The organism is Streptomyces virginiae (genome assembly GCF_041432505.1).
Classification (GTDB): domain Bacteria; phylum Actinomycetota; class Actinomycetes; order Streptomycetales; family Streptomycetaceae; genus Streptomyces; species Streptomyces virginiae_A.
This window is the reverse complement of sequence record NZ_CP107871.1, coordinates 3,718,588-3,743,751: the sequence shown is the minus strand read 5'-3', so window position 1 is coordinate 3,743,751 and position 25,164 is coordinate 3,718,588. Positions and strand designations below refer to the sequence as shown.

General features: G+C 72.6%; 23 protein-coding genes and 1 tRNA gene. 11 read left to right on the top strand and 13 right to left on the bottom strand.

The features are described 5' to 3' along the window. Positions 1–60 precede the first annotated feature (60 nt). The 3 genes from OG624_RS17370 (at position 61) to OG624_RS17360 (ending at position 3,091) form a co-directional block, all read left to right on the top strand. Positions 61–753, top strand: a complete 693-nt coding sequence (locus OG624_RS17370; RefSeq protein ID WP_033226552.1) for a response regulator transcription factor — start codon at positions 61–63, stop codon at positions 751–753. Positions 754–865: 112 nt separating this feature from the next. Further along, positions 866–1,825 (top strand): UDP-glucose 4-epimerase GalE, encoded by a 960-nt coding sequence (gene galE, locus OG624_RS17365; protein ID WP_033226551.1) that lies wholly within the window; start codon positions 866–868, stop codon positions 1,823–1,825. A 498-nt stretch (positions 1,826–2,323) separates the two neighbouring features. Then, entirely contained in the window at positions 2,324–3,091 is a 768-nt protein-coding gene (locus OG624_RS17360; protein ID WP_033226549.1) for a response regulator transcription factor, read from the top strand. Here the strand turns inward: OG624_RS17360 and OG624_RS17355 are convergent. Further along, positions 3,050–3,547 (bottom strand): MarR family winged helix-turn-helix transcriptional regulator, encoded by a 498-nt coding sequence (locus tag OG624_RS17355; RefSeq protein ID WP_030659599.1) that lies wholly within the window; start codon positions 3,545–3,547, stop codon positions 3,050–3,052. The two genes, OG624_RS17360 and OG624_RS17355, sit on opposite strands and share 42 nt — an antisense overlap. Before the next feature lie 161 nt (positions 3,548–3,708). Here OG624_RS17355 and OG624_RS17350 point away from each other — a divergent pair, with 161 nt between their 5' ends. Together OG624_RS17350 and OG624_RS17345 are read left to right on the top strand one after the other, a co-directional pair. Next, positions 3,709–4,566, top strand: coding sequence for a trans-aconitate 2-methyltransferase (locus OG624_RS17350; protein ID WP_033226548.1), 858 nt, complete (start codon positions 3,709–3,711; stop codon positions 4,564–4,566). A gap of 2 nt (positions 4,567–4,568) precedes the next feature. Beyond that, entirely contained in the window at positions 4,569–4,961 is a 393-nt protein-coding gene (locus tag OG624_RS17345; RefSeq protein ID WP_033226568.1) for a VOC family protein, read from the top strand. 92 nt (positions 4,962–5,053) lie between these two features. Here the strand turns inward: OG624_RS17345 and OG624_RS17340 are convergent, their stop codons facing one another. Together OG624_RS17340 and OG624_RS17335 are read right to left on the bottom strand one after the other, a co-directional pair. Further along, a complete protein-coding gene (locus OG624_RS17340; RefSeq protein ID WP_030716992.1) occupies positions 5,054–5,728 on the bottom strand; it encodes a TetR family transcriptional regulator in 675 nt (224 codons plus the stop codon). Further along, the gene (locus tag OG624_RS17335) at positions 5,725–6,705 is read right to left on the bottom strand and encodes an acyl-CoA desaturase (RefSeq protein ID WP_033226547.1); all 981 of its coding nucleotides are present in this window, start codon (positions 6,703–6,705) and stop codon (positions 5,725–5,727) included. The genes OG624_RS17340 and OG624_RS17335 overlap by 4 nt, the downstream gene beginning before the upstream one ends. Positions 6,706–7,060: 355 nt before the next feature. Between OG624_RS17335 and ppc the strand changes: the two genes are divergently transcribed. Further along, positions 7,061–9,823, top strand: a complete 2,763-nt coding sequence (ppc, locus tag OG624_RS17330; protein WP_033226545.1) for a phosphoenolpyruvate carboxylase — start codon at positions 7,061–7,063, stop codon at positions 9,821–9,823. A 74-nt stretch (positions 9,824–9,897) separates the two neighbouring features. On the opposite strand, the gene pth is transcribed toward ppc, so the two are convergent. From pth to OG624_RS17305, 5 genes are all read right to left on the bottom strand, one after another. Beyond that, the gene (gene pth / locus OG624_RS17325; RefSeq protein ID WP_109780297.1) at positions 9,898–10,488 is read right to left on the bottom strand and encodes an aminoacyl-tRNA hydrolase; all 591 of its coding nucleotides are present in this window, start codon (positions 10,486–10,488) and stop codon (positions 9,898–9,900) included. 98 nt (positions 10,489–10,586) lie between these two features. Further along, on the bottom strand, positions 10,587–11,171 hold the full coding sequence (locus tag OG624_RS17320; RefSeq protein WP_033226543.1) for a 50S ribosomal protein L25/general stress protein Ctc: 585 nt from the start codon (positions 11,169–11,171) through the stop codon (positions 10,587–10,589). Between the two features lie 192 nt (positions 11,172–11,363). Next, positions 11,364–12,341, bottom strand: a complete 978-nt coding sequence (locus OG624_RS17315) for a ribose-phosphate diphosphokinase (protein ID WP_030008898.1) — start codon at positions 12,339–12,341, stop codon at positions 11,364–11,366. 133 nt (positions 12,342–12,474) lie between these two features. Then, positions 12,475–13,920, bottom strand: coding sequence for a bifunctional UDP-N-acetylglucosamine diphosphorylase/glucosamine-1-phosphate N-acetyltransferase GlmU (gene glmU / locus OG624_RS17310; RefSeq protein WP_033226542.1), 1,446 nt, complete (start codon positions 13,918–13,920; stop codon positions 12,475–12,477). Between the two features lie 109 nt (positions 13,921–14,029). After that, positions 14,030–14,101: transfer RNA gene (locus OG624_RS17305), tRNA-Gln, on the bottom strand. A 161-nt stretch (positions 14,102–14,262) separates the two neighbouring features. Between OG624_RS17305 and OG624_RS17300 the strand changes: the two genes are divergently transcribed. After that, a complete protein-coding gene (locus OG624_RS17300; protein ID WP_078909723.1) occupies positions 14,263–15,549 on the top strand; it encodes a sensor histidine kinase in 1,287 nt (428 codons plus the stop codon). Positions 15,550–16,277: 728 nt separating this feature from the next. On the opposite strand, the gene OG624_RS17295 is transcribed toward OG624_RS17300, so the two are convergent. Both OG624_RS17295 and OG624_RS17290 read right to left on the bottom strand, forming a co-directional pair. After that, positions 16,278–16,784, bottom strand: a complete 507-nt coding sequence (locus tag OG624_RS17295) for an SUKH-3 domain-containing protein (protein WP_033222663.1) — start codon at positions 16,782–16,784, stop codon at positions 16,278–16,280. 2 nt (positions 16,785–16,786) lie between these two features. Next, positions 16,787–17,374 (bottom strand): YwqJ-related putative deaminase, encoded by a 588-nt coding sequence (locus OG624_RS17290; RefSeq protein WP_237546034.1) that lies wholly within the window; start codon positions 17,372–17,374, stop codon positions 16,787–16,789. Positions 17,375–17,604: 230 nt separating this feature from the next. Between OG624_RS17290 and OG624_RS17285 the strand changes: the two genes are divergently transcribed. The 3 genes from OG624_RS17285 (at position 17,605) to OG624_RS17275 (ending at position 22,181) form a co-directional block, all read left to right on the top strand. Then, positions 17,605–18,600 carry an SMI1/KNR4 family protein gene (locus tag OG624_RS17285; protein ID WP_078909420.1) on the top strand — a complete coding sequence of 332 codons (996 nt, stop codon included), beginning with the start codon at positions 17,605–17,607 and terminating at the stop codon, positions 18,598–18,600. Between the two features lie 7 nt (positions 18,601–18,607). Beyond that, entirely contained in the window at positions 18,608–21,169 is a 2,562-nt protein-coding gene (locus OG624_RS17280) for an SUKH-4 family immunity protein (RefSeq protein WP_033222665.1), read from the top strand. Between the two features lie 139 nt (positions 21,170–21,308). Then, positions 21,309–22,181, top strand: coding sequence for a cellulose-binding protein (locus OG624_RS17275; protein ID WP_371639565.1), 873 nt, complete (start codon positions 21,309–21,311; stop codon positions 22,179–22,181). 64 nt (positions 22,182–22,245) lie between these two features. Here the strand turns inward: OG624_RS17275 and OG624_RS17270 are convergent, their stop codons facing one another. Next, positions 22,246–22,539: a DUF6225 family protein gene (locus tag OG624_RS17270; protein ID WP_158711880.1), complete on the bottom strand. Its 294-nt coding sequence runs from the start codon at positions 22,537–22,539 to the stop codon at positions 22,246–22,248. Positions 22,540–22,700: 161 nt separating this feature from the next. Then, entirely contained in the window at positions 22,701–23,624 is a 924-nt protein-coding gene (locus tag OG624_RS17265) for an alpha/beta fold hydrolase (RefSeq protein ID WP_371639564.1), read from the bottom strand. 81 nt (positions 23,625–23,705) lie between these two features. Here OG624_RS17265 and OG624_RS17260 point away from each other — a divergent pair, with 81 nt between their 5' ends. Then, positions 23,706–24,260 carry a CGNR zinc finger domain-containing protein gene (locus tag OG624_RS17260; RefSeq protein ID WP_033222670.1) on the top strand — a complete coding sequence of 185 codons (555 nt, stop codon included), beginning with the start codon at positions 23,706–23,708 and terminating at the stop codon, positions 24,258–24,260. A gap of 15 nt (positions 24,261–24,275) precedes the next feature. Here the strand turns inward: OG624_RS17260 and OG624_RS17255 are convergent, their stop codons facing one another. Then, a complete protein-coding gene (locus OG624_RS17255; RefSeq protein WP_371639563.1) occupies positions 24,276–25,151 on the bottom strand; it encodes a hypothetical protein in 876 nt (291 codons plus the stop codon). Between the last annotated feature and the right edge of the window lie 13 nt (positions 25,152–25,164).

Below are 25,164 nucleotides of genomic sequence, written 5' to 3'. Positions count from 1 at the left end.
CTCGCATCGTCGAACAAGCGTGTAGCTTGCCGGGTCAGAAGGGTGGGGGGTGGTTCCTCGATGGGCGTACGGGTCGTGGTCGTGGACGAGCACCGGCTGCTGGCCGAGGCACTCGCCTCTGCCCTGAAGCTGCGCGGCCACCGGGTACTGGCCGCCGCCGCTCCGGCGGCGGGCGCCGCCGAGCTGGTCATCAGCCGTGCTCCGGAGGTCTGCCTGTTCGGCACCGCCACCCCCGCCGAGCCCGGGGTCTTCGAGCCCGTCGTGCGCATCAAGCGGGAGCGCCCGCAGATCGCCGTGGTCGTCCTCGGCCCGGTGCCCAGCCCGCGCGGGATCGCGGCCGCCTTCGCCGCCGGCGCCTCGGGCTACGTACGCCAGGACGAGCGCATCGAGGGCGTGGAGCGGGCCCTGGCCAAGGCCAGGGCGGGGGAGGTGGCGATCGCCCCCCAGCTGCTGCAGGGAGCCTTCGCCGAGCTCCTGAACCCCGCCGCGCAGCCCGACGACGAGGGCAGCCGGCTGCTGCGGCTGCTCACCCCGCGCGAGGTGGAGGTGCTCGTGCGGGTCGCGGAGGGCGAGGACACCCGGCTGATCGCCGCGGGCATGGAGATCGCCCCGAGCACCGCCCGTACGCACGTGCAGCGGGTGTTGATGAAGCTGGGCGTGGGGTCGCGGCTGGAGGCGGCCGCGCTGGCCGCCCGCACCGGTCTGCTGGACCGGGCGCTGCCCATGCTGCCGGCCGCCGGCGCGCGCGACTGACCTACCGGCCGGTCCGGCCGTCCGATTTCCCCGTGGGCGCGGAATCGGGTAAGCCAGTGTCCAAGCACGCGCACGTACCCGCGCGTGCTCCCCCGCGAGAGGCAGCAGGCGAGTGAGCAAGTACCTGGTAACCGGTGGCGCAGGATACGTCGGCAGCGTGGTCGCGGCCCACCTTCTGGAGGCCGGCCACGAGGTCACGGTCCTCGACGACCTGAGCACGGGCTTTCGCGTAGGGGTCCCGGAGGGCGCCACCTTCATCGAGGGCCGGATCCAGGACGCGGCCCGCCACGTGGACTCCTCCTACGAGGCGGTGCTGCACTTCGCGGCCTCCTCGCAGGTAGGCGAGTCCGTGGTGAACCCGGGCAAGTACTGGGAGAACAACGTCGGCGGGACGCTGGCGCTGCTGGCCGCGATGCGCGGGGCGGGCGTGCGCAAGCTGGTGTTCTCCTCCACCGCCGCCACCTACGGGGAGCCGACGGAGGGCCTGCTCACGGAGGCCTCGGTGACCGCGCCGACCAACCCGTACGGCGCCTCGAAGCTGGCCGTCGACCACATGATCGCGGGGGAGTGCGTGGCGCACGGCCTGGCCGCGGTCTCCCTGCGCTACTTCAACGTGGCCGGCGCCTACGGTGCCTTCGGCGAGCGGCACACCCCCGAGACGCACCTGATCCCGCTGGTCCTCCAGGTCGCGCTGGGCGAGCGCGAGTCGATCTCGGTGTTCGGCGAGGACTACCCGACCCCGGACGGCACCTGCGTACGCGACTACATCCACGTCGCCGACCTGGCGGAGGCCCACCTGGCCGCCCTGCGGGCCGCCACCGACGGGGAGCACCTGATCTGCAACCTGGGCAACGGCAACGGGTTCTCGGTCCGCGAGGTCGTCGAGACCGTCCGCAAGGTCACCGGCCGGGACATCCCCGAGGTGGTCGCGCCGCGCCGGGCCGGCGACCCGGCGATGCTCGTCGCCTCCGCGCGCACGGCCCACGAGCGCCTCGGCTGGACCCCGAGCCGCTCGGACCTCACCGGGATCATCACCGACGCGTGGAACTTCGCGCGTACGCACTCCTCCTGAACCTCCCGGAGCACCCGGACCTCCGGTACCCGTCCGGACCTCCCCGCTTCCGCACGCCCCCCGCACCCCGATCGGTGCGGGGGGCGTGTGCGTGTCGGCCGTGCGCTGCGGACGGGCGCTGTGCGCGGGCGCCCGGCGTGCACACGCCGGGTGAAATGCCCCCCGTGCAACTGCCCGGGGCACACGCCGGTACCGAAGCCGCCATCAGGACCTTCAGGGCAGGCGATTTCAAGCCACCACAAAGCCGGTTCGCAGCGCCCGCGCCGGAAAATCCCTGGGAAAACTTCTGCTATTCGGCCAACCGTCGGACGCCCCCGGCCCTACGCTGATGCGTGACACCGGTGGGGGCCGGTGTTGATTCAGGGGTCGAGACAAGTCGGGTACGGCGTCCGGTCCGGGGTAGTGCAGAGATGTCACGGCGGCGGCCGGGGCAGCTGCGGATCACCCGGTCCGGGCGCCGTACCCGCCGTCGTCCGTTCCCCTACCCTTGGGGGTTTTGTGGTTCGTATCCGGGTTCTCGTCGTCGACGATCACCGCATCTTCGCCGAATCGCTCGCAGCCGCGCTCGCGGCCGAGCCGGACGTGGACGTGTCCGCGGCCGGCAGCGGCCCCGCCGCGCTGCGTTGCCTCGAACGCGCGGCGGCCGAGGGCCGTCGCTTCGACGTCCTGCTGGTCGACGCCGATCTCGGCGCGGTCCCGGGGGCCGTTCCCGCTCAGCGGGAGTCCGGCTCCGGGCCGCCGCCGGCAGTCTCGGACGGGATCGCGCTGGTCGCGGGGGTGCGGGTGTCCCACCCCGGGGTCCGTACCGTCGTGCTCGCCGAGCGCGACGACCCCCGTCGGGCCGCCCTCGCGCTCCAGGCGGGCGCCTCGGGCTGGGTGGCGAAGGACTGTTCGCTCTCCCGGCTGCTGGCCGTGATCCGGGGGGTCCTGCGCGAGGAGACGCATCTGCCGCCCGCGCTGCTCACCGGGGTGCTCCGGGAACTGACCGCGGCGCGCAAGCACCGCACGGACAGCGAGCGGCTGGTGGAGTCGCTGACCCCGCGTGAACACGAGGTGCTGCGCTGCATGGTGGCTGGGCTGGGCCGCAAGGACGTCGCGGCGCGGCTGTTCCTGTCCCCGCACACGGTCCGCACCCACATGCAGAACGTGCTGGGCAAGCTCGGGGTGCACTCCACGCTGGCCGCGGTGGCCCTGGCCCGGCGGGCCGGCGTACGACCGGCGGACCTAGCCGGGGATGTTGTCGAACGGAGCGGTCAACTGGCGTAGCAGCCCGGCGAGATCGCCGCGCTGGCTCTGCGAGAGCTGGGCCAGGATCGCCCGTTCCTGGGCCAGCAGCCCGGCGAGGGCCTGGTCGGCGCGGTCCCGGCCCTCGGGGGTGAGCCGCACCAGGACCCCCCGGCGGTCGCTGGGGTCCGGGAGCCGTTCGACGAGGCCCTTCTTGGCGAGCCGGTCGATGCGGTTGGTCATGGTGCCCGAGGTGACCAGGGTCTGGGTCAACAGCTGTCCGGGGGAGAGCTGGTAGGGGGCGCCGGCGCGGCGCAGCGACGTCAGGACGTCGAACTCCCAGGGCTCCAGGCCGTGCTCGGAGAAGGCCAGCCTGCGGGCGCGGTCGAGATGGCGCGCGAGCCTGCTGACGCGGCTCAGGACCTCGAGCGGTTCCACGTCGAGGTCAGGGCGCTCCCGCCGCCATGCCGCCACCAGTCGGTCGACCTCGTCCTCCATGCCGATCAGTGTAAGGGGTCTGTCGATGTGAAGTCTCTTCATACCGAGTATCTCGATCACGAGTATCTTGACATCGAGATATAAATCGAGCGAGCATGGGGCATGGAGGGGGCCGGAACGGATTCCGCTTCCGATCGCCCCGCCAGCAGGGAGGCTCGAACATGTATTCCGATACCGCGCGCGCCGGGACCCCCACGTCCACCGCGCCCTCCGCCCCCACCTGGGATCCCCAGCAGTACCTCCGGCACTCGGGCCACCGCACACGGCCCTTCCTCGACCTGCTCACCCGCATACCCGAGCTCCCCCACGGTCCCGCCCGTATCGCCGACCTCGGCTGCGGACCCGGCAACGTCACCACCCTCCTCGCCGAGCGTTGGCCCGAGGCCCGCATCACCGGCTTCGACCTCTCCCCGGAGATGCTCCACCGCGCCACCGAGGAGTACGCCGGGCCCACTCCCGGCGGCGGCAGCCTCGAGTTCCGCCACGGCGACCTCGCCACCTGGCTCCCCGAGGAGCCCTACGACCTGATCGTCTCCAACGCCGCCCTCCAATGGGTCCCCGGCCACCCCGGCTCCTTCGGGGCCTGGATCAACGGCCTGCGCCCCGGTGGCACGTTCGCCTTCCAGATCCCCGGCAACTTCACGGCCCCCAGCCACGCCCTGCTCGCCGAGCAGTGCGACACCCCGCGCTGGCGGGCCCGGCTCGCCGGTCACGGCGCCCGCTACATCCATCTCCTCGAACCCGCCGAATACCTCGCCCGGTTCACCGAGCTCGGCTGCGCCGCCGACATCTGGGAGACCACCTACCACCAGCTGCTCCAGGGCCCCGACCCCGTCCTCGACTGGGTCAAGGGCACCGCCCTGCGGCCCGTCCTCACCGCCCTCGGCGAGGACCGCGACGCCGTGGACGCCTTCCTCACCGAATACCGTGACCGGCTCCGCGCGGCCTACCCGACCGGCCCGCGCGGCACCGTCTTCCCGTTCCGCCGCATCTTCGCCGTAGCCCGCAAGGAGGCATGACCGTGCTGACCGCAGTCGACCACGTGCAACTCGCCGCGCCGCCGGACTCGGAGGACCGGCTCCGCGCGTACTACACGGACGTCCTCGGCATGACCGAGATCCCCAAGCCTCCCGTGCTCGCCGCCCGCGGGGGATGCTGGTTCGCCGCCGGACCGGTCCAACTGCATCTCGGCGTCGAGGAGGACTTCCGGCCCGCCCGCAAGGCCCATCCGGGGCTCCGGGTGACCGACATCGAGGCGTACGCGAGCAGACTGAGCGAGCGGGGCGCCAAGGTCGTCTGGGACGACGACCTGCCGGGCCACCGCCGCTTCTACTCGGAGGACCCCGTCGGCAACCGGCTCGAATTCCTGGAACGGCACCGCCCCGAACCGGCGGCACTGGAACCTTGCGCATAGGACGTACCGCCCGGCACCACACGACGGCGCCCCGTCACCGGATCTCCGGTGACGGGGCGCCGTCGTGGTGTTCGGTGCCGCGCGTACCGCGGTCAGTTCTTGCGCCGGCCCACCAGCTGCGGCTTCGACTCCAGCCCGTCCAGCCCGTGCCAGGCCAGATTCACCAGGTGCGCCGCCACCTCGGCCTTCTTGGGCTTGCGCACGTCCAGCCACCACTGTCCGGTCAGCGCCACCATCCCCACCAGCGCCTGCGCGTACAGCGGGGCCAGCTTCGGGTCGAAGCCCCGCGCCTTGAACTCCAGACCCAGGATGTCCTCGACCTGCGTGGCGATGTCGCTGATCAGCGAGGCGAAGGTGCCGGTCGACTGGGCGACCGGGGAATCGCGGACGAGGATCCGGAAGCCGTCCGTGTAGGACTCGATGTAGTCCAGCAGCGCGAACGCCGCCTGCTCCAGCAGCTCCCGCGGGTGCCCGGCCGTCAGGGCCCCGGTCACCCCGTCCAACAGCTGGCGCATCTCCCGGTCCACGACGACCGCGTAGAGGCCCTCCTTGCCGCCGAAGTGCTCGTACACCACCGGCTTGGACACCCCGGCCTTCGCCGCGATCTCCTCCACCGAGGTGCCTTCGAAGCCCTTCTCGGCGAACAGCGTCCGGCCGATGTCCAGCAGTTGCTGGCGCCGCTCCGCGCCCGTCATTCGAACCCGGCGGCCGCGCCTGGGCTTGTCGCTGCTGGAATTACCGCCGTCGATCGCCACGCCCCCCATCATGCCGCGTTCGACTCGATTTCCCTGCGCCGGGCGTCGATGCGGGCCGCCGACGGCCAGCGGACGTCCGTCGCCCAGCCCAGCTGCTCGAACCAGCGGATCAGGCGCGCGCTGGAGTCGACCTGGCCGCGCAGCACACCGTGACGCGCCGAGGTCGGGTCGGCGTGGTGCAGGTTGTGCCAGGACTCGCCGCACGAGAGCACCGCCAGCCACCACACGTTGCCACTGCGGTCCCGGGACTTGAACGGCCGCTTGCCCACCGCGTGGCAGATCGAGTTGATCGACCAGGTCACGTGGTGCAGCAGCGCGACCCGGACCAGGGAACCCCAGAAGAACGCCGTGAACGCGCCCCACCAGGACATCGTCACCAGACCGCCCACCAGCGGCGGGATCGCCAGCGAGAACATCGTCCAGAAGATGAAGTCCCGCGAGATCCGCCGGATCGCCGGGTCCTTGATCAGGTCGGGGGCGTACTTCTGCTGATCGGTCTGCTCCTCGTCGAAGAGCCAGCCGATGTGTGCCCACCACAGCCCCTTCATCAGGGCCGGCAGCGTCTCCCCGAACCGCCACGGCGAATGCGGGTCACCCTCGTGGTCCGAGAACTTGTGGTGCTTGCGGTGGTCCGCCACCCAGCGCACCAGCGGCCCCTCCACCGCCATCGATCCCATCACCGCGAGGACGATCCGCAGCGGCCGCTTCGCCTTGAAGGAACCGTGCGTGAAGTAGCGGTGGAAACCGATGGTGATCCCGTGGCAGGCCAGGAAGTACATGAACACCATCAGGCCCAGGTCCAGCCAGCTCACCCCCCAGCCCCAGGCCAGCGGCACCGCCGCCAGCAGGGCCACGAAGGGCACGGTGATGAACAGCAGCAGAGCGATCTGCTCGATGGACCGCTTGTTCTCGCCGCCGAGTGTCGCGGACGGCTCGGATGTGTCGGAGGGCGCGGTGGCACCCTCGATCAGATCGGGACTGCTGGTCATGGGTGTCCCCTGGGGGGTGAGAGAAGTCGGCAGGCTCCCTGGTTACGAAACCCTACGGACCCGTAACCTACGGCATCGTAAGTATGGCAAAGCCGGGTACGCAGGCAAGAGGGGCAGCGCCGGGAGAAGGAGCGCGCGCGAGGTGTTCACGCGCCGCCTGATGAGACGTTTGTCCAGGCACACGCGTCGGACACCTATCCTGGGTGCCGTCGGACAGCGCGGTCCGCACGGGCAGCCCGAGCTGCGCATCAGGAGCGGAGATCCCGCCCCCGGACCGAGTCCGGGGAAGGCATCACCGCACGTCGCCGGGAGCCCACCGCCCAGTAGCGCTCGAACACTGCAAGGAGCCGCACCTGTGAGCAGTGCTGACCAGGCCCCCCAGGGCCAGGCCCCCGTCACCCAGGCCGAGACCGCCAACGCGGAACTGCGCGCGGACATCCGCCGCCTCGGTGACCTCCTCGGGGAGACCCTCGTACGCCAGGAGGGCCAGGACCTCCTCGACCTCGTCGAGCGCGTCCGCGCCCTCACCCGCACCGACGGCGAAGCCGCCGCCGCCCTGCTCGGCGACACCGATCTGGAGACCGCCGCCAAGCTCGTGCGCGCCTTCTCCACCTACTTCCACCTCGCCAACGTCACCGAACAGGTGCACCGCGGCAAGGAACTGCGCGCCCACCGTGCCGCCGAGGGCGGGCTCCTCGCCCGGACGGCCGACATGCTGAAGGACGCCGACCCCGAACACCTGCGCGAGACGGTCAAGAACCTCAACGTCCGCCCGGTCTTCACCGCGCACCCCACCGAGGCGGCCCGCCGCAGCGTCCTCAACAAGCTGCGCCGCATCGCCACCCTGCTGGAGGAGCCCGTCACCGGCGCCGGCGACCGCCGCCGCCACGACCTGCGCCTCGCGGAGAACATCGACCTCGTCTGGCAGACCGACGAGCTGCGCGTCGTGCGCCCCGAGCCCGCCGACGAGGCCCGCAACGCCATCTACTACCTCGACGAGCTGCACGCCGGCGCCGTCGGCGACGTCCTGGAGGACCTCGCCGCCGAGCTCCAGCGCGTCGGCGTCGAGATTCCCGCCGGCACCCGCCCGCTGACCTTCGGCACCTGGATCGGCGGCGACCGCGACGGCAACCCCAACGTCACCCCCGAGGTCACCCGCGACGTGCTGATCCTCCAGCACGAGCACGGCATCACCGACGCCCTGGAACTCATCGACTACCTGCGCGGACTCCTCTCCAACTCCATCCGCTACACCGGAGCCACCGAGGAACTCCTCGCCTCCCTCCAGGCCGACCTGGAGCGCCTCCCCGAGATCAGCCCGCGCTACAAGCGGCTGAACGCCGAGGAGCCGTACCGCCTCAAGGCCACCTGCATCCGGCAGAAGCTCCTCAACACCCGCGAGCGCCTCGCCAAGGGCATCCCGCACGAGGAGGGCCGCGACTACCTCGGCACCGCCGAGCTGCTCACCGACCTCACCCTCATCCAGACCTCCCTGCGCGAACACCGCGGCGCGCTCTTCGCCGACGGCCGCATGGACCGCACCATCCGCACCCTGGCCGCCTTCGGCCTGCAGCTCGCCACCATGGACGTGCGCGAGCACGCCGACGCGCACCACCACGCGCTCGGCCAGCTCTTCGACCGGCTCGGCGAGGAGTCCTGGCGCTACGCCGACATGCCGCGCGAGTACCGGCAGCGGCTCCTCGCCAAGGAACTGCGCTCCCGTCGCCCGCTGGCGCCCACCCCGGCCCCGCTCGACGCCGCCGGCGCCAAGACCCTCGGCGTCTTCGGCGCCATCAAGGACGCCTTCGAGAAGTTCGGCCCCGAGGTCATCGAGTCCTACATCATCTCGATGTGCCAGGGCGCCGACGACGTCTTCGCCGCCGCCGTCCTCGCCCGCGAGGCCGGCCTCATCGACCTCCACACCGGCTGGGCCAAGATCGGCATCGTCCCGCTCCTGGAGACCACCGACGAGCTGCGCGCCGCCGACGTCATCCTCGACGAGATGCTCGCCGACCCCTCCTACCGGCGCCTCGTCTCCCTGCGCGGCGACGTCCAGGAGGTCATGCTCGGCTACTCCGACTCCTCCAAGTTCGGCGGCATCACCACCTCCCAGTGGGAGATCCACCGCGCCCAGCGCCGACTGCGCGACGTCGCCCACCGCTACGGCGTGCGCCTGCGCCTCTTCCACGGCCGCGGCGGCACCGTCGGCCGCGGCGGCGGCCCCTCGCACGACGCGATCCTCGCCCAGCCCTGGGGCACGCTCGAAGGCGAGATCAAGGTCACCGAGCAGGGCGAGGTCATCTCCGACAAGTACCTGGTCCCCTCGCTGGCCCGGGAGAACCTCGAACTGACCGTCGCCGCCACCCTGCAGGCCTCCGCCCTGCACACCGCGCCCCGCCAGTCCGACGAGGCCCTCACCCGCTGGGACGCGGCCATGGACGTGGTCTCCGACGCCGCGCACGCCGCGTACCGCGCACTCGTCGAGGACCCCGACCTGCCCGCGTACTTCTTCGCCGCGACCCCCGTCGACCAGCTCGCCGACCTGCACCTGGGCTCCCGGCCCTCCCGCCGCCCCGACTCCGGCGCCGGTCTCGACGGCCTGCGCGCCATCCCGTGGGTCTTCGGCTGGACCCAGTCCCGCCAGATCGTCCCCGGCTGGTACGGGGTCGGCTCCGGCCTCAAGGCCCTGCGCGAGGCCGGCCAGGAGGACGCCCTCGCCGAGATGGGCGGACGCTGGCACTTCTTCCGCAACTTCCTGTCCAACGTCGAGATGACGCTGGCCAAGACCGACCTGCGGATCGCCCGCCACTACGTCGACACCCTCGTGCCCGACCACCTCAAGCACGTCTTCGCCCGCATCGAGGCCGAGCACGAACTCACCGTCCGCGAGGTCCTGCGCATCACCGGCGCCGACGAGCTCCTCGGCTCGAACCCGGTGCTCCAGCAGACCTTCGCCGTACGCGACGCCTACCTGGACCCGATCTCCTACCTCCAGGTGTCCCTGCTGGCCCGCCAGCGCGCGGCCGCCGCCCAGGGCGAGGAAGCCGACCCGCTGCTCGGCCGCGCCCTGCTGCTCACGGTCAACGGCGTCGCCGCGGGCCTGCGCAACACCGGCTGAGCCCTCCGCGAGGCCCGGCCCCCGCACACGACGAAGCCCCCGCACCGGCCGGTGCGGGGGCTTCCTCGTGTCCGTCAGGAGTTGTACGTCGACTGGGCGCGCTCCAGGCCCTCGGCGATCAGGCACTCCACGGAGTCGGCGGCCCGGTCCACGAACCAGTCCAGCTCCTTGCGCTCCGTGGAGGAGAAGTCCTTCAGCACGAAGTCCGCGACCTGCATGCGGCCCGGCGGACGTCCGATGCCGCAGCGCACCCGGTGGTAGTCGGGGCCCATGGACTTGGTCATCGACTTCAGGCCGTTGTGCCCGTTGTCCCCGCCGCCCAGCTTCAGGCGCAGCGTCGGGTAGTCGATGTCCAGCTCGTCGTGGACCGCGACGATCCGCTCCAGCGGCACCTTGTAGAAGTCGCGCAGGGCCGTCACCGGTCCGCCGGACAGGTTCATGTACGTCATCGGCTTGGCCAGCACCACCCGGCGGTTGGCCGGCCCCGGCGGGCCCATGCGGCCCTCGACCACCTGGGCGCGGGCCTTGTGCGCCTTGAACTTCCCGCCGATCCGCTCCGCCAGCAGGTCGGCCACCATGAAGCCGATGTTGTGGCGGTTGCCCGCGTACTCCGGTCCCGGGTTCCCCAGGCCCACGATCAGCCAGGGCGCCGCGTCGTCCGACATCAAAAGCTCCTCGGTTCCTCTACGAAGACGACCGCCGTCCCGCTCCAGTGGAGCCGGACGGCGGTCGGTCAGCAACTGCTGAGGGGGTGGGGTGAGGCTCAGGCCTCGACGCCCTCGGCGGCCTCGGCGGCCGGCTCCTCGGCCTGCGGGGCCACGACCTGCAGGACGGCGATGTCGCCGTCGACGGCCAGGGTGGTGCCCTGCGGGAGGACCAGGTCCGACGCGTGGATGGTGGCGCCGGCCTCGAGGCCCGCGATGGAGACGGTGACCTCGGTCGGGATGTGCGTGGCCTCGGCCTCGACGGAGATGGTGTTCTGGAGGGTCTCCAGCATGTTGCCGCCGGCGGCCAGCTCGCCCTCGGTGACGATCGCGACGTCGACGGTGACCTTCTCGCCCTTCTTGACGATCAGGAAGTCGACGTGGGAGATCGAGCGCTTCAGCGGGTGCTTCTGCACGGCCTTCGGGATGACCAGCTCGGTGCCGGCGTCGCCCAGGTCCAGGGAGATCAGGACGTTCGGGGTACGCAGCGCCAGCTGAAGGGCGTGGGCGTCGACGTTGACGTGCTTCGGGTCGGTGCCGTGGCCGTAGATGACGGCGGGGGTCAGGGCGTCGCGACGGGCCTGTCGGGCAGAGCCCTTGCCGAAGGTGTCACGGATCTTGGCGGAAAGCTTGACCTCGGACATGCTCACTCCTCGTGGGGTGACGGAAATGGACGGAAGTCACCCGGCCGGAACGGCCTGCTACGAAGAGCGCGTCGATAACGGAGTATCCGTACCGCAAACAGGTACGGCCTCCCTCGCCGAGCAACTCATGGAGTGTACCCGGCGGGAGAGGCCGCACCAAAAGGATCTACCGCGGAGCGGTCACCTCAGGTTCTACTGCTGCTCCTCGAAGAGGCTGGTGACCGAGCCGTCCTCGAAGACCTCGCGCACGGCGCGCGCGATCATCGGGGCGATCGACAGCACCGTGATCTTGTCGAGCTCCAGGTCGGACGGGTCCGGCAGGGTGTTCGTGAAGACGAACTCGCTGACCTTGGAGTTCTTCAGACGGTCGGCGGCCGGGCCCGACAGGATGCCGTGCGTGGCCGTCACGATGACGTCCTCCGCGCCGTGCGCGAAGAGGGCGTCGGCCGCGGCGCAGATGGTGCCACCGGTGTCGATCATGTCGTCGACCAGGACGCAGACGCGGCCCTTGACCTCACCGACGACCTCGTGGACGGTCACCTGGTTGGCGACGTCCTTGTCGCGGCGCTTGTGCACGATCGCCAGCGGCGCGTCCAGACGGTCGCACCAGCGGTCGGCCACGCGCACGCGACCGGCGTCCGGGGAGACGATCGTCAGCTTGGTGCGGTCCACCTTGGCGCCGACGTAGTCCGCGAGGACGTTCAGGGCCGAGAGGTGGTCCACCGGGCCGTCGAAGAAGCCCTGGATCTGGTCCGTGTGCAGGTCCACGGTGAGGATGCGGTCCGCGCCCGCGGTCTTCAGCAGGTCGGCGACCAGGCGGGCCGAGATCGGCTCGCGGCCCTTGTGCTTCTTGTCCTGGCGGGCGTACCCGTAGGACGGGACGATCACCGTGATGGAGCGTGCCGACGCGCGCTTCAGCGCGTCGATCATGATCAGCTGCTCCATGATCCACTTGTTGATCGGAGCCGTGTGGCTCTGGATCAGGAAGCAGTCCGCGCCGCGCGCCGACTCCTGGAAGCGGACGTAGATCTCGCCGTTCGCGAAGTCGAAAGCCTTGGTCGGCACGAGGGCGACGCCCAGCTGGTGCGCAACCTCCTCGGCCAGCTCGGGGTGGGCGCGGCCGGAGAAGAGCATCAGCTTCTTCTCGCCGGTCGTCTTGATCCCGGTCACAGCACAGTCTCCTCAGACGTGTTGAAGCTGCTCGCCCCCATGTGCGTCCGTCCCGCACACGGTGAGCCAGCCGAATTGCGTGCACCTATCACGGTACGCCGTCGCGGCCGTACCTGTTTCCGGTCAGTTCACCTCAGGGGCGCTCGGCGTCCTCCGAGGCCGCCGACTGCGCCGCCGTGGCGGCCGCACTGCCCGGACGCTTGCGGGCCACCCAACCCTCGATATTCCGCTGCTGGCCACGGGCCACGGCCAGGGCGCCGGGCGGAACGTCCTTCGTGATCACGGATCCGGCGGCCGTGTAGGCGCCGTCCCCGATGGTGACGGGAGCCACAAACATGTTGTCCGAGCCCGTCTTGCAGTGTGAGCCGACGGTGGTGTGGTGCTTGTGTTCGCCGTCGTAGTTCACGAACACGCTCGCGGCGCCGATGTTGGTGTACTCGCCGATCGTCGCGTCGCCCACGTAGGACAGATGGGGGACCTTGGTGCCCTCGCCGATCGTCGCGTTCTTCATCTCGACGTACGTGCCGGCCTTGGCCTTGGCGCCGAGGTTCGTGCCGGGGCGCAGGTAGGCGAAGGGGCCGACGCTCGCCTGCGGGCCCACGACCGCGCTCTCGGCGACCGTGTTGTCCACCCGGGCGCCCGCGCCCACGTGGGTGTCCTTGAGTCGGGTGTTGGGGCCGACCTCGGCGCCCTCGGCGATGTGCGTGGTGCCCAGCAGCTGGGTGCCGGGGTGCACGATCGCGTCCTGGCCGAAAGTCACCGTCACGTCGACGAAGGTGCCGGCCGGGTCGACGATCGTGACGCCCGCGAGCATGGCCTGCTCCAGCAGGCGCGCGTTCAGCAGTGCGCGGGCCTCGGCGAGCTGCACGCGGTTGTTGATGCCGAGGATCTGCCGGTGGTCGCTGCCGACGGCCGCGCCGACGCGGTGCCCGGCCTCGCGCAGGATGCCGAGGACGTCGGTGAGGTACTCCTCGCCCTGGCTGTTGTCGGTACGGACCTTGCCGAGGGCGTCGGCGAGCAGGGCGCCGTCGAAGGCGAAGACGCCCGAGTTGATCTCGCGGATCGCGCGCTGGGCGTCGGAGGCGTCCTTGTGTTCGACGATGGCCGTCACGGCGCCACCGGCGTCGCGGACGATGCGCCCGTAGCCGGTGGAGTCGGGGACCTCGGCGGTCAGCACGGTGACGGCGTTGCCGTCGGCCTCGTGCGTCCGCGCGAGCTCGGCCAGGGTCTGCCCGGTCAGCAGCGGGGTGTCGCCGCAGACGACGATCACGGTGCCGTCGATCGGCCCGCCGAGCTCTTCGAGCGCCATGCGGACGGCGTGTCCGGTGCCGTTCTGCTCGTACTGGACCGCGGTGCGGACGTCGGCGTCGATGCCGGCCAGGTGCGCGGTGACCTGCTCCCGGGCGTGCCCGACGACCACGACGAGGTGCTCGGGGTCCAGCTCGCGGGAGGCGGCGACGACGTGACCGACGAGCGAGCGCCCGCAGATCTCGTGGAGAACCTTGGGAGTCGCCGACTTCATGCGGGTGCCTTCACCCGCTGCGAGTACGACGACGGCTGCCGGGCGGTTGGCGCTCACGGGTGTGCCCTTCGGCTTCGGGGGTGGACCCGTGCAGGATACCGGGGCGTCGGTGCCCCCGAACGAACGCGGGTCCCGACCGTGAAGGTCCGGACCCGGAGTCGATCAGCTCCCCCGCCAGGACTCGAACCCGGACATAAGGCACCAAAAGCCTCAGTGCTGCCAATTACACCACAGGGGATAGTAAGTGTGGCTCAATCGGACATTTAGGCGTACCGATCAAGCTGGCCGTCCCTACTATGCCGTACCACCTGCCCTCACCGCGACGGTACCCGTGCGCGCCTTTTCGGTGGCGGGGTATTTCCCCGGGGCGCCGCGCAGGCCGCCCGTACGCTGGACGGCATGACCGAAACGGGGGAAGTGGAAGGGCGGGCCGGCCCGCCCTTGTGGTGGGCGCGGCGGCGGGATGCCGTGTGGGACGTGGCGCTCGGCGGGGTGTCCGCCGTGGAGTGCGCCTGGGAGGGCGTGCCCTTCGCCGCCGAGGCGGGGCTGCCGACCACGGTCGGAGTGCTGTTCGGGTTCGTGGTGGGGGCCACGCTCGTCCTGCGCCGGCGGTGGCCGATCGCCGTGGTGCTCGTGGGGATCGCCGTGTCACCGGCCGCGATGGGGTTCCTGCTCGCGGTCGTCGGGATGTACACGCTGGCCTCCTCCGAGGTGCCCCGGCGGATCACGGCCACGCTGGCCTCGATGTCGCTGGCCGCGACCTTCGTCGTGATGTACATGCGCACCCGCGGGGACGTCGAGGCCGACCCGACGCTCGTGGTCGTGCTGTCCGTCTTCGTCGCCGTGGCGCTGACCGTGCCGCCGGTGCTGTTCGGGCTCTACATCGGGGCCCGGCGGCGACTGATGGAGAGCCTGCAGGAACGTGCGGACTCGCTGGAGCGGGAGCTGTCGCTGCTGGCGGACCGGGCGGAGGAGCGGGCCGAGTGGGCCCGTACGGAGGAGCGCACCCGGATCGCGCGGGAGATGCACGACGTGGTCGCCCACCGGGTGTCGCTGATGGTGGTGCACGCGGCCGCGCTGGAGGCGGTGGCCGTCAAGGACCCGGCGCGGGCCGCGAAGAACGCGGCCCTGGTGGGGGACATGGGACGGCAGGCGTTGACGGAGCTGCGCGAGATGCTCGGCGTGCTCCGGGCCCCGCCCAAACCGGCGCCGGCCCCCGTGCCCGCGCCCGACCTGGTGCCGGTCGCCGCGGTCGCGGCGGTCGCGGCCGCCGGGGCTGTCTGCGGGGTGGAGGACGGGCCCTCGCTCGGCGAGCTGGAGGCGCTGGTCGGCCAGTCGCGGGCGGCGGGGATGGCCGTGGAGATGCTGGTGCACGGCGAGGGGGCGGCGTACGCGGCGGACGTCGAGCAGACGGCGTTCCGCGTGGTGCAGGAGGCACTGACCAACTGCCACAAGCACGCCCCGGGCGCACGGGTCGTGGTGCGGCTCGCGCACCGCGCGGGGGAGGTGGCGATGCAGGTGGAGAACGGCCCCTGCGACGGCAAGTCCCCCGAACCGGGCCTGCCGAGCGGCGGGAACGGACTGGTCGGGATGCGCGAGCGGGTGCTGGGCCTGGGCGGGGTGTTCGTGTCGGGCCCGACGGACGCGGGCGGCTTCAAGGTCTCGGCGGTCCTGCCGACGGCCTAGCCGGTCCGCTCCCGCGGCGGGTAGCAGTCCGGGTCGACCGGTCCCGATCCGTATCGGTCTGCGGGCCGGGGCCCGGGCCGGTCCGCGTCGTCCTGCGGGACGGGGTTCGGGCGCGGTGCGGGGTGGTGCGCGGGGCCGGGCAGGGGTGTCTCCTCGGCTCGCGCCGTTCCCTCGGGCGGGGGCGGCGAGGATCGGGTTGCCGTCCGGCCGGTCCGGGTCGGTCTGCGGGCCGGGGTTCGGGCGCGGTGCGGGTCGGTGCGCGGGGCCGGGCAGGGGTGTCTCCTCGGCTCGCGCGGTTCCCTCGGGCGGGGGCGGCGAGGATCGGGTTGCCGTCCGGCCGGTCCGTGTCGGTCTGCGGGCCGGGGTTCGGGCGCGGTGCGGGGTGGTGCGCGGGGGCGGGCAGGGGTGTCTCCTCGGCTCGCGCGATGCGGGCATGTCTCGGCTGTGCGCGGTGGTTGCGCGCTCGTCCTGCGGGGACACCCCTGCCCGTCCCCGCTCCCCACGCGTCGGGCCGGCTTCGGGGCCACGGTCGAAGTCCTGCCGTGGGGCGGGGACACGGTGGAGTGTCCCCGCAGGACGAGCGCGCACCACCGCGAACAGCCGAGACATGCGGTACCGCGCGAGCCGAGGAGACACTCCGCCGGGGCACCGCCCCACACCACCCAGCCCCGCCGGCGTTTGAGGCGCGGGGCCCGGGGCGGAGTCCCGGAACCACCGACCGGCCGGGGCTACGTGGTCAGGCGGGTCGGCTGGAGGCCCGTCAGGAGGAGGGTGAGGGCCTCGTCGAGGTCGGAGCCGAGGTACCAGTCGCCGGTGTGGTCGATGCCGTAGACGCGCCCCTCGCGGTCGATCCCGAGGTGGGAGCCGCCGTCCGCCTCGACGCCCAGCGGGCAGAGCTGGGTCGACAGGGCCCGGCCCAGGTCGGCGAAGGTGCGCGCGAGGTGCAGTCCGGTGAGCGGGTCGATCCGGACGGGCGTCGGGGCGATCTGGCGGCCGGGGCCCTGCCCGGCGACCGTCAGGCCGCCGAACTCGGCCCACGCCTCGACGGCGGCGGGGAAGACGGTGTGCCGGTGCCCGGCGGGCGTGGTGTGGTCCCGCAGGGCGTCGGCCCAGTACTCGGCCTGCTTGATGTCCCACCGGCCGGGTTCCCAGCCGGCGGTGCGCAGGGCGGAGTCCACGGCGACCGGGAAACGGGTGGCCGAGGAGCGGTCGTAGGAGGCGGAGGCGGCTGTCATGGCTACTCGGAGGGGGTGAGGTCGACGGAGCGTACGCCGAAGTGGGCGAGGAGTGCGTCGCAGGACCGGCAGGGCGCTGCGTAGCTGCCGTGGAGGGGGTCGCCGTCCTCGCGGATGCGCCGCGCGGTGATCTTCGCGTGCTTGAGGGAGCGGCGGGCCTCGCTCGGCGAGAGGGGCTTGCGGGAGGCGCGGCGCGAGCGGGCGCCCTCGACGGCGGTCAGGTGGCGGGAGAGCAGGATCGCCTCCGGACATCGGCCGGTGAAACGTTCGCGCTGGCCGCTGGTGAGGGTGTCGAGGAAGTCCTGGACGAGCGGGTGGAGCGTGGGCGGCTGGTCGGCCTTGCCGGCGGTGCCGGTGAGGGTTTCGCCGCGTACGGAGAGGGCGGCGGCGACGGTGGGGAGGATGCCGTCCCGGCGGAAGCGCAGGACGGGCACGGCGGGGCGGCCGTCGGTGCTGCTCCAGCGCAGGCGGGGGTCGCCGGCGGGACCGGCGGCCTCGCCGGTCGGGCCCGCGGCGCCGGGAGCGCCCGGTGTGCCTGGTGCGTCCGGCGTGGTGTCGCCGGATTCTGTACGTGTTGCCGTGTTGTGCATGGTCGCGCTTTCCCTCCCGTGGCGGCGGTGGTGACCGCTGTCGCTCACGCCCCCGTGCTGCGGGGACAGCCTGTCAAATGTCACCTGTCATGCGGAAGCGGGGTCGAATATTCGTATCAATTCGGATGTTCCTGGCCCTCCGGTGGGTGCGCCGGTCGGGCGCGGGTAAGGCTCTTGCCCCAGCGCATAGGCTGTGGTGAACCAGCCAGATCCAGCAGGGGGCTACCGCCATGACGACAGGTCGGCTCGGGCAGCAGGCCGCGCCACCCAACGCCGCTTACTCGGGGCAGGTCGTGCATTTCCCGGACCCGGTCCGGGCCGCTCGGCATCCCCACGGTGTGCGGATGGACGGCAATGGGCATCCGGACTTCTCCGCCTACGCGCGCGCGGCCGTGGAGATCGCCGAACCGCCTGAGGGCTTCGGCGTGGACGAACTGCGACTGACGGACTACGTGTCCGCGAACGCGGCGATGAAAGCCGCCGGGCACGAGCTGTGGGACACGGTCGGGCCGGTGGCGACCCCGCACGGCTGGACCTGGCACCACGTGGCCGGTTCGCGGCGCATGGAGCTGGTCCCCGTCGAGGTGAAGGCGCTGCTGCGGCATCACGCGGGCCTGACGACGGCGCCGGTGGACCACGAGAAGCGCGGCACGCGGCCGCTCCAGGAGGTGCGCCCCGCGCACATGGGGCTGCCCAAGTCGGTGGTGTCGGTCACCGAGGAGCAGGTCCAAGGCGTCGAGGAGGACCTCGGCTACCGGCTGCCGGAGGCGTACCGCTCGTTCCTGAAGGCCGCGGGCGGCTGCGCACCGGTCGGCGCGGGCCTGGACGTGGACCTCGGTCTGCTGGTGGACCAGCCGTTCTTCACGGTGCGTGAGGAGGCGGCGATCAATGATCTCGTCTACGTCAACAAGTGTCTGCGCGACCACCTGACGAAGGACTACCTGTGCGTGGCCTTCGCCCAGGGCGGGCTGCTCGCGCTGAAGGTCAAGGGTGAGGGCATCGGCTCGGTGTGGTTCTCCCCGTACGACGATGCCCGCGACCGGGACGGCTGGTCGGTCCAGGAGCGCGTGGAGCGGTTGTTGCTGCCCTGCGGTGCTGATTTCGACGCCTTTCTCGAACGGCTGGCCGGTAACCCGCCGGAGCTGGAGACGGTGGCCGGTCTGATGGTGGACGGCGGATTCGCACGTTCGGTTCCGGTGTCGGGTTCGGCACCGGTGGAGGGGTGAGCGCGCGATGGTGACGTTTGCGCAGGCGCAGGAGCGCGCCGAGGAATGGATCAACGGGGACGTGCCCGCGTACCAGCACCGAGAGGTGCGCGTACGGGAGTTCGGGCTCGGGTTCGTGGTGTGGGCGGAGGACCGCGCGGCCGGTCCCGTGTCCGGTGGTGGGCGGCAGCGGCTGGTCATCGCGCGGGACAGCGGGGAGGTGACGCTGTGGCCGGGACTGCCGGTGGGTGAGGTGATCCGCCGGTACGAGGAGGAGTACGGGGCCGTGGCCGTGGCCGCGTCGGAGGCCTCGGTGCCGCCGCCGCGGATCGACTCGGAGCAGACCTCGTTCATGCTGAGCCCGCCGGAGTGGCTGCAGGAGGCCGCGGACCGGGCGGGCATCGCGCCGAGGTCGACGGCCGCGGCCGCGGCCGCGCCGGCTTCGGCCGACGGCGGCAGGCCCGAGTCCGCGCCCGAGTCCCCGCTCGCGCCCGAGCCCGTGTCGGCTCCCGCGGCGCCGGCGCCCGTCGAGGCCGTGCCGCTGCGCCGCGGGGGCGAGATCCCCTACGAGCCCACGGCCAACGACGGGGTTCCGGCGACGCCCCCGGCTCCGGCCGCGGCCGCGGTGCCGATCGGTGCCACGCCCTGGGCGGGCACCGATGTGAACTCCGGTTCGGACGACGCGTCCGTACCGCTGCCCGCGACCGTGTTCGCGCCGCCGCTGTCCGGGTCGGACCTGGAGGACGCGCCGTCCTCCGGGGTGGCCCCGGAGGCGAAGACCACGCTGATGCCGGGCGGCAGTCAACTGCCGAGGACCGCGGTCGTACCGGCGCTGGGTTCGCCGGGCGATGCGGCGGGCGGTTCGCTGGGCGGTCCGGCGGGTGGTTCGTCGGCGAGCGACATCGCGGACGCGCCGACCAGCAAGGCCCAGATCTCCCGCCCGTCGACCCCGTCCACGCCGCCGGGTCCGCCCGGCGCGCCCGGTGGCGGGGCTCACCACGCCGCCACGATGTTGGCCGGCCCCGGTGTTCCGCAGCCGCCCGGTCCGCCCGGTGCTCCGGGTGCCGGTCAGCCGCCGGCGCCTCCCGGCCCGCCCGGGACCCCCGGGTCGCTGGGGCGTGGGCTGGACCATGCGGCGACGATGCTGGCCGGTCCGGCCGTCACCGGTCAGCCGCCGGCGCCTCCCGGCCCGCCCGGTGCTCCCGGGGCGGGCGCGCCTCAGCCTCCCGGTCCGCCCGGTCCTCCCGGTCCGCCCGGGGCTCCGGGGTCGTTGGGGCGTGGGCTGGACCATGCGGCGACGATGCTGGCCGGTCCGGCCGTCACCGGTCAGCCGCCGGCGCCTCCCGGCCCGCCCGGGGCTCCTGGTGCTCCTGGTGCTCCTGGTGGTGGGGCCCATCACGCCGCCACCATGCTCGCGGGTCCCGGCGTACCGCAGCCGCCCGGTGCCCCGGGTGCCCCTGGTGCTCCCGGTGCTCCCGGTGGCGGGATCGACCATGCCGCCACGATGCTCGCCGGCCCCGCCATGGTGCAGCCGCCCGGGCCCCCCGGCCCGCCGCCCGGCGTGCCCGGTGGTCCCGGTCCCGGCGCGGCGCAGCCTCCGGTCCCGACCGGTGCGCCCACCGTCGGCCCCGGCTACCAGGCCGTGCTCCGCTACCGCGCGCCCGACGGCTCCGAGCAGCAGCTCATCCGCCGCTCGGCGCCCGGTACCCCGCACCCGGAATGGCAGATCCTCTACGAGCTGCGCGCCATGAACGTGCCGCCGCAGCAGGTGCTGGAGCTGCACACCGAGCTGGAGTCCTGCGAGCTGCCCGGCGGTTACTGCGCCCGGATGATCCGGGAGACCTGGCCGCAGGTGCGGATCACGAGCGTCGCCCCGTACGGCCAGGACCACGCGGGCCGGCAGCAGGGCATGCGGCACCTGCTCACCCACCAGGGCGAGCTGCACCAGGTGGCGGACGGTCCGGCGCGCCCCGCGCCGGTACGTGCGCCGCTGCCGCAGGTTCCGCTGCAGCCGGCGATCCCGCTGGAGGCGATCGCGCAGGAGCTGACGGCGGCCTTCGGTCCGCAGGGCGTGTTCCGCTTCGACCAGCGGGCGGTGTCCCGTCAGGGTGTGCCGGAGATCGTGGCGCAGACGCTGATGTGGTCCGGTCTGCCGGTCGATTTCGGGCCGTTCTTCTGGGCGCAGGCGGTGCCGGGCCAGCCGGTGCCGACACTGGCCGAGCTGGCCCAGCAGCGGCAGGTGCAGCCGGCCTCGGACGCGGGCTCGTACCTCGTCGTCGGCAGCGACTTCGGCAAGGCGCTGTGCGTGCAGTACGGGACCGCGCACATCGTGGCGGTGCCGGTCGAAGGCGGCCCGGGCGGTGCTCCCGTACCGCCGCAGTTCGTGAACTCCAGCCTGCCGCAGTTCGTACGGTCCCTCGCGATGCTGGGTCACATGTGGCGGCTGCGCCAGCATCTGACGCCGGAACAGGCGGGGCGCTGGACGGTCGATTTCCAGGCGAATCTGGCCGGGCTCGACAGTGCCGCGCTGGCCTCGCCGGAGAGCTGGTGGTCGGTGCTGCTGGAGCAGATGTGGGACGGGCTGCTCTGATCGGCTGACCGTGTGAATGTGTGATCGGTCGGGTGGCCGGGGCGGGACCTTCGAACAGGGTCTCGGCCCGGCCATTCCGGCTTCCGGGATCAAATGGCGCATCCTTGACGGGAATCCCCGCGAGAGAGGCGCATCCAGGATGAGTGCACCCATTGCGACCGTGCGCGGTCGTGGCTACCGCATGGAAGAGGTCGACCGGTATCTCGCCCGGCTCTCCGGGAGCCGGGACGAGGCCTGGGAGCGGGTGGCGCGGCTGACGGTCCTGGCCAAGCAGATGGAGGCGGAGGCGGCGAGGCTGCGCGAGGTGGTCTCCGCGCTGGCTCCGCAGACGTACGACGAGCTGAGCGAGCGGGCCCGCCGGATCCTGCTGCTGGCCGAGGAAGAGGCGGACGCCGTACGGACGGACGCGCGCGTGGACGCGGCGGCGACGATGGGCGCGGCCGAGGCACGCGCCGACCGGGCGGCGGAGCTCGCGCGGAACGACGCGGAGGCGGTGCGCGAGCAGACGGAGGTCCGGGCCCGGCAGGGGCTGTTGCGGGCGCAGCGCGAGGCCGACGACGCGCGGGCGGGGGCGATGGAGGACGCGGCGGCGTGGCGGGCGCAGGCGACGGCCGCGCTGGCGGAGACGCGGCGGCGGGTGGAGGCGGAGCGGTCGGAGCGCGAGCAGGAGCAGACGGAGCGCCGGGAGACGGCGGAGCGGGAACTCGCGGCGCGGGAGGCGGATCTGGAGGCGCGCCACGCGGAGCTGGAGCGGTACGCCGAGGCCCGGCTGGCGGAGGCGCGCCGCGATTTCGCCGAGGCGGAGGAGTCGGCGCGGCACGGGCAGGAGGACGCGGAGGCCCGGGCGGCGGAGCTGGTCGCGCAGGCGCGGGTGGCGGAGGATCGGATCGGGCGGGAGACGCGGGGGATCGTGCGGGAGCACGGGGAGGCGGCGGAGGAGATGCGGGCGCACATGAACCACGTCCGATCCAGCCTGGCGGCACTGACGGGTCGGGCCCCGGCGGAGGGCTAGGGCCTGTCTTTCGGATCGTGCCGGGCCCGGCCCGTCCGTTCACCGATGTCTCGGGCCGGGCGGGTCAGTCCTCGCTGTCCGGCTCGACCGGACGGACGTACCACTCGGAGGAGAAGTCCGCCTGCAGGACGACCTCGCCGTCCGTGAGGTACTCGACGTCGTTCAGGACGACTCCACTCACCACGAAGTGGTGGCCTCCCGAGTGGACCGAGTCGCGCATGTCGTCCGACCTCGGACTCCACGGCACATCGATCCGTACCGGAGCTTCGGCGGGCAACCCGTCGAGCGCTGCGCGCAGTTCGCCCGCCGTCAGCTCGATCGTGTCATGGCGGTAGCGCTCGATCTCCATGTCAGCCATGCGGCACAGGCTAATTCGTGGCTGATCCGAACAGGAAGTCTTCGATCACGCCGAGGTCGCGGTTCCCGTAGGTGACCCGGGCGTTGGTTCTCGGACAGGGCGACGTCCAGCATCGCCGAACGGGGCCGGTGGAGAGCCGTTCCTGACGGGTCGTCACGGATTCAGTGCGCGGAGGTGAACGTTCCCTCGCGCTCGGTGGGCGTGACCGTCGGGCGGAGGTGGGTCAGGAAGTCCTCGATCAGCGGGGCGATCTGCGGAAGGTGGGTCTCCAGGGCGAAGTGGCCCGCGCCCTCGAAGATGTGGACCTCGGCGTCCGGGGCGTCGCGGAGGTAGGCCTTCGCGCCCGCCGGGGTGAAGAAGGGGTCGCCCGCGCCCCAGACGACCAGTACCGGGATCCGGGCGGTGCGCAGCCAGGCCTGCCAGGCGGGGTAGTGGGCGAAGTTCGAGGCGTAGTCGAAGGCGAGGTCGGCCTGGGCGTCGGCGCGGCCCGGCAGGCCGAGGTGGTGCACGTCGAGGGTCCAGCTGTCGGGGGAGAGGAGGTCGGTGTCGGCGACGCCGGTCTCGTACTGGAAGCGGGTGCCCTCCAGGGCGAAGAGCCCTCGGACGCGCTCCTCGTCGCCGGGGACCTCGCGCCGGAGTCCGGCGAACGCGCGGGCCGCGTCCGAGAGGCCCTCCTCGTAGGCGTTGCCGTTCTGGACGATCAGGCCGGTCACCCGCTCCGGCCGGCGCGCGGCGAGCCGCAGTCCGATCGGGGCGCCGAAGTCGAAGACGTACAGGGCGAAGCGGTCCAGCCCGAGGGCGTCGGTGAAGCCCTCCGTGATGTCCGCGAGCCGGTCGAAGGTGTACGTGAATCCGGCCGGCGCGTCGGTGTGGCCGAAGCCGAGGTGGTCGGGGGCGATCAGGCGGTACGGGGTGTCGCCGAGGGCGTCCATCAGGCGGGCGAACTGGTGCGAGGCGGTGGGGAAGCCGTGCAGGAGCAGGAGGACGGGGCCGTCGGCGGAGCCGCTCTCGCGGTAGGCGACGCGGACCCCGTCCACCTCGACGGTGCGGTGCCGGATGGTGGGAATGGTGCGACGAGCGGTCATCACATGCCTCCTGCGTCCTTGTTTCCATTAGTCTCACCCGAGATCGCTAATGGGTCAAGTGATTGCAGTAGCATTAGTCGCGTGACAGTGACCTTTCCGCTCATCGGTGAGCCCCTCGCGCTGGACCTCCTCAACACCGAGGCCGCGGTGGGCGACCTCGTCGCCGACCCGGCGGGGCTCACGGCCTGGCTGGCGGCGCAGGCCGGGCGGCTGACCCCCGTCGACGTCGTGGGGGAGGGGGAGGTGGCCGCCGTCCGGGCCCTACGGGCGGCCGCGCGCCCGGCGCTCGACGCCGTGCGGCGCGGCGAGCGGCCCCCGGCCGGGGCGCTCGCCGCGCTGAACGAGGCCCTGGCCGCGGCGCCCTCGCACCGGGTCCTGGCCTGGAACGAGGAGGGTGGGCTCGCCGCCGACGCGCACCGGCCGGCGGATCCGGCCCGGCGACTCGCGGCGGAACTGGCCGAGGCGGTCGCGGAACTGCTGACGGACCCCCGGGTGGGACAGGTGCGCGGGTGCGAGGCCCACGACTGCGTCCTGCTGTTCCTGCCGGCGCACCCGCGACGCCGCTGGTGCGTGGCGTCGGTCTGCGGGAACCGGGCCCGGGTGGCCCGCTACTACGCCCGCCACAAGGGGGACTAAGAGGTGTCCTGCCGGTCAGGCCGTCGGTGGCTGCTGGGCCGGGACCGGGACGGGGGGCTTCGGCGCGGGCTCGTAGCGGTAGGGGTCGCTGCGTAGGCCGCGGGCCGTGACGACCACCGTGAACGGAGGTGTGCCCGGGGCCGGGAGGGTGGCGGTCAGGGCGCCCGTCAGCGGGTCGGTCCCGGTCGGGAGCGGGGTGTCGTCGACGGTGAGGAGGGTCGGTGGGCCCGTCGGGACCGGGGTGAAACCGCCGCCCTCGACCGTCAGGCGGCCGTCCTCCAGGGCGACGTTCGTGATCACCGGGTTGGCGCGTACGGCCATCTTGTTGACCAGGTACGCGCCCGCCGGGGCGCCGGTCAGGGCCCACATCTCGGCGGGCAGGCGCGGGAGTCCGCCGCCCACGTCCGCGAGGTAGAACAACACCACGTACAGCATGGTGACCGCGCTGAGGACGACGTACTGGAGGTCCACCAGGTCGGTGCGCCCGCTGTCGTTCGCGATCAGCTCCCGCAGCGGCCGTCGGCCGGACTCCGTCGGCTTCGCGGCGGGCTTGGCCATGCTGCCGTGCTCCACGCGCAGGCCGACGACCGCCTTCGCGGCGATCAGCGCCACGTACGGGCCGCCGAGCAGCGGCAGGTACACCGTCGTCAGGGTGGACAGCGGGCCGTCGGCGCCCCGGAAGTACGCGATGCCGCCGCCCGCGGTGAGCCCGTAGCCGAGGATCGCCAGCAGCAGCCAGACCAGGATCACCGTCCAGGCGAGGGCGAGCACGATCGACGTGGAGAGGCGGCCGTCGCGGCCGGTGATGAAGCCCGGGTCGCGGCCGAGCCGTAGGCAGATCGGGCCGGCCAGTGCGGCCAGTAACGCGAGTGCGCAGAGTGCGGATGCCATGTCGTCGTCCCCC

What these genes read in the sequence shown, in the direction of transcription:
- OG624_RS17370 (WP_033226552.1), top strand. Translation starts at nt 61, where the DNA reads ATGGGCGTACGGGTCGTGGTCGTGGACGAGCACCGGCTGCTGGCCGAG.
- OG624_RS17320 (WP_033226543.1), bottom strand. Translation starts at nt 11,171, where the DNA reads ATGTCCGAGGTCAAGCTTTCCGCCAAGATCCGTGACACCTTCGGCAAG.
- OG624_RS17350 (WP_033226548.1), top strand. Translation starts at nt 3,709, where the DNA reads ATGTATTCCGATACCGCGCGCGCCGGGACCCCCACGTCCACCGCGCCC.
- OG624_RS17335 (WP_033226547.1), bottom strand. Translation starts at nt 6,705, where the DNA reads ATGACCAGCAGTCCCGATCTGATCGAGGGTGCCACCGCGCCCTCCGAC.
- OG624_RS17355 (WP_030659599.1), bottom strand. Translation starts at nt 3,547, where the DNA reads ATGGAGGACGAGGTCGACCGACTGGTGGCGGCATGGCGGCGGGAGCGC.
- OG624_RS17295 (WP_033222663.1), bottom strand. Translation starts at nt 16,784, where the DNA reads ATGACAGCCGCCTCCGCCTCCTACGACCGCTCCTCGGCCACCCGTTTC.
- OG624_RS17300 (WP_078909723.1), top strand. Translation starts at nt 14,263, where the DNA reads ATGACCGAAACGGGGGAAGTGGAAGGGCGGGCCGGCCCGCCCTTGTGG.
- OG624_RS17280 (WP_033222665.1), top strand. Translation starts at nt 18,608, where the DNA reads ATGGTGACGTTTGCGCAGGCGCAGGAGCGCGCCGAGGAATGGATCAAC.
- OG624_RS17265 (WP_371639564.1), bottom strand. Translation starts at nt 23,624, where the DNA reads ATGACCGCTCGTCGCACCATTCCCACCATCCGGCACCGCACCGTCGAG.
- OG624_RS17290 (WP_237546034.1), bottom strand. Translation starts at nt 17,374, where the DNA reads ATGCACAACACGGCAACACGTACAGAATCCGGCGACACCACGCCGGAC.
- OG624_RS17270 (WP_158711880.1), bottom strand. Translation starts at nt 22,539, where the DNA reads ATGGCTGACATGGAGATCGAGCGCTACCGCCATGACACGATCGAGCTG.
- OG624_RS17275 (WP_371639565.1), top strand. Translation starts at nt 21,309, where the DNA reads ATGAGTGCACCCATTGCGACCGTGCGCGGTCGTGGCTACCGCATGGAA.
- OG624_RS17285 (WP_078909420.1), top strand. Translation starts at nt 17,605, where the DNA reads ATGACGACAGGTCGGCTCGGGCAGCAGGCCGCGCCACCCAACGCCGCT.
- pth (WP_109780297.1), bottom strand. Translation starts at nt 10,488, where the DNA reads ATGTCGGACGACGCGGCGCCCTGGCTGATCGTGGGCCTGGGGAACCCG.
- OG624_RS17255 (WP_371639563.1), bottom strand. Translation starts at nt 25,151, where the DNA reads ATGGCATCCGCACTCTGCGCACTCGCGTTACTGGCCGCACTGGCCGGC.
- OG624_RS17340 (WP_030716992.1), bottom strand. Translation starts at nt 5,728, where the DNA reads ATGATGGGGGGCGTGGCGATCGACGGCGGTAATTCCAGCAGCGACAAG.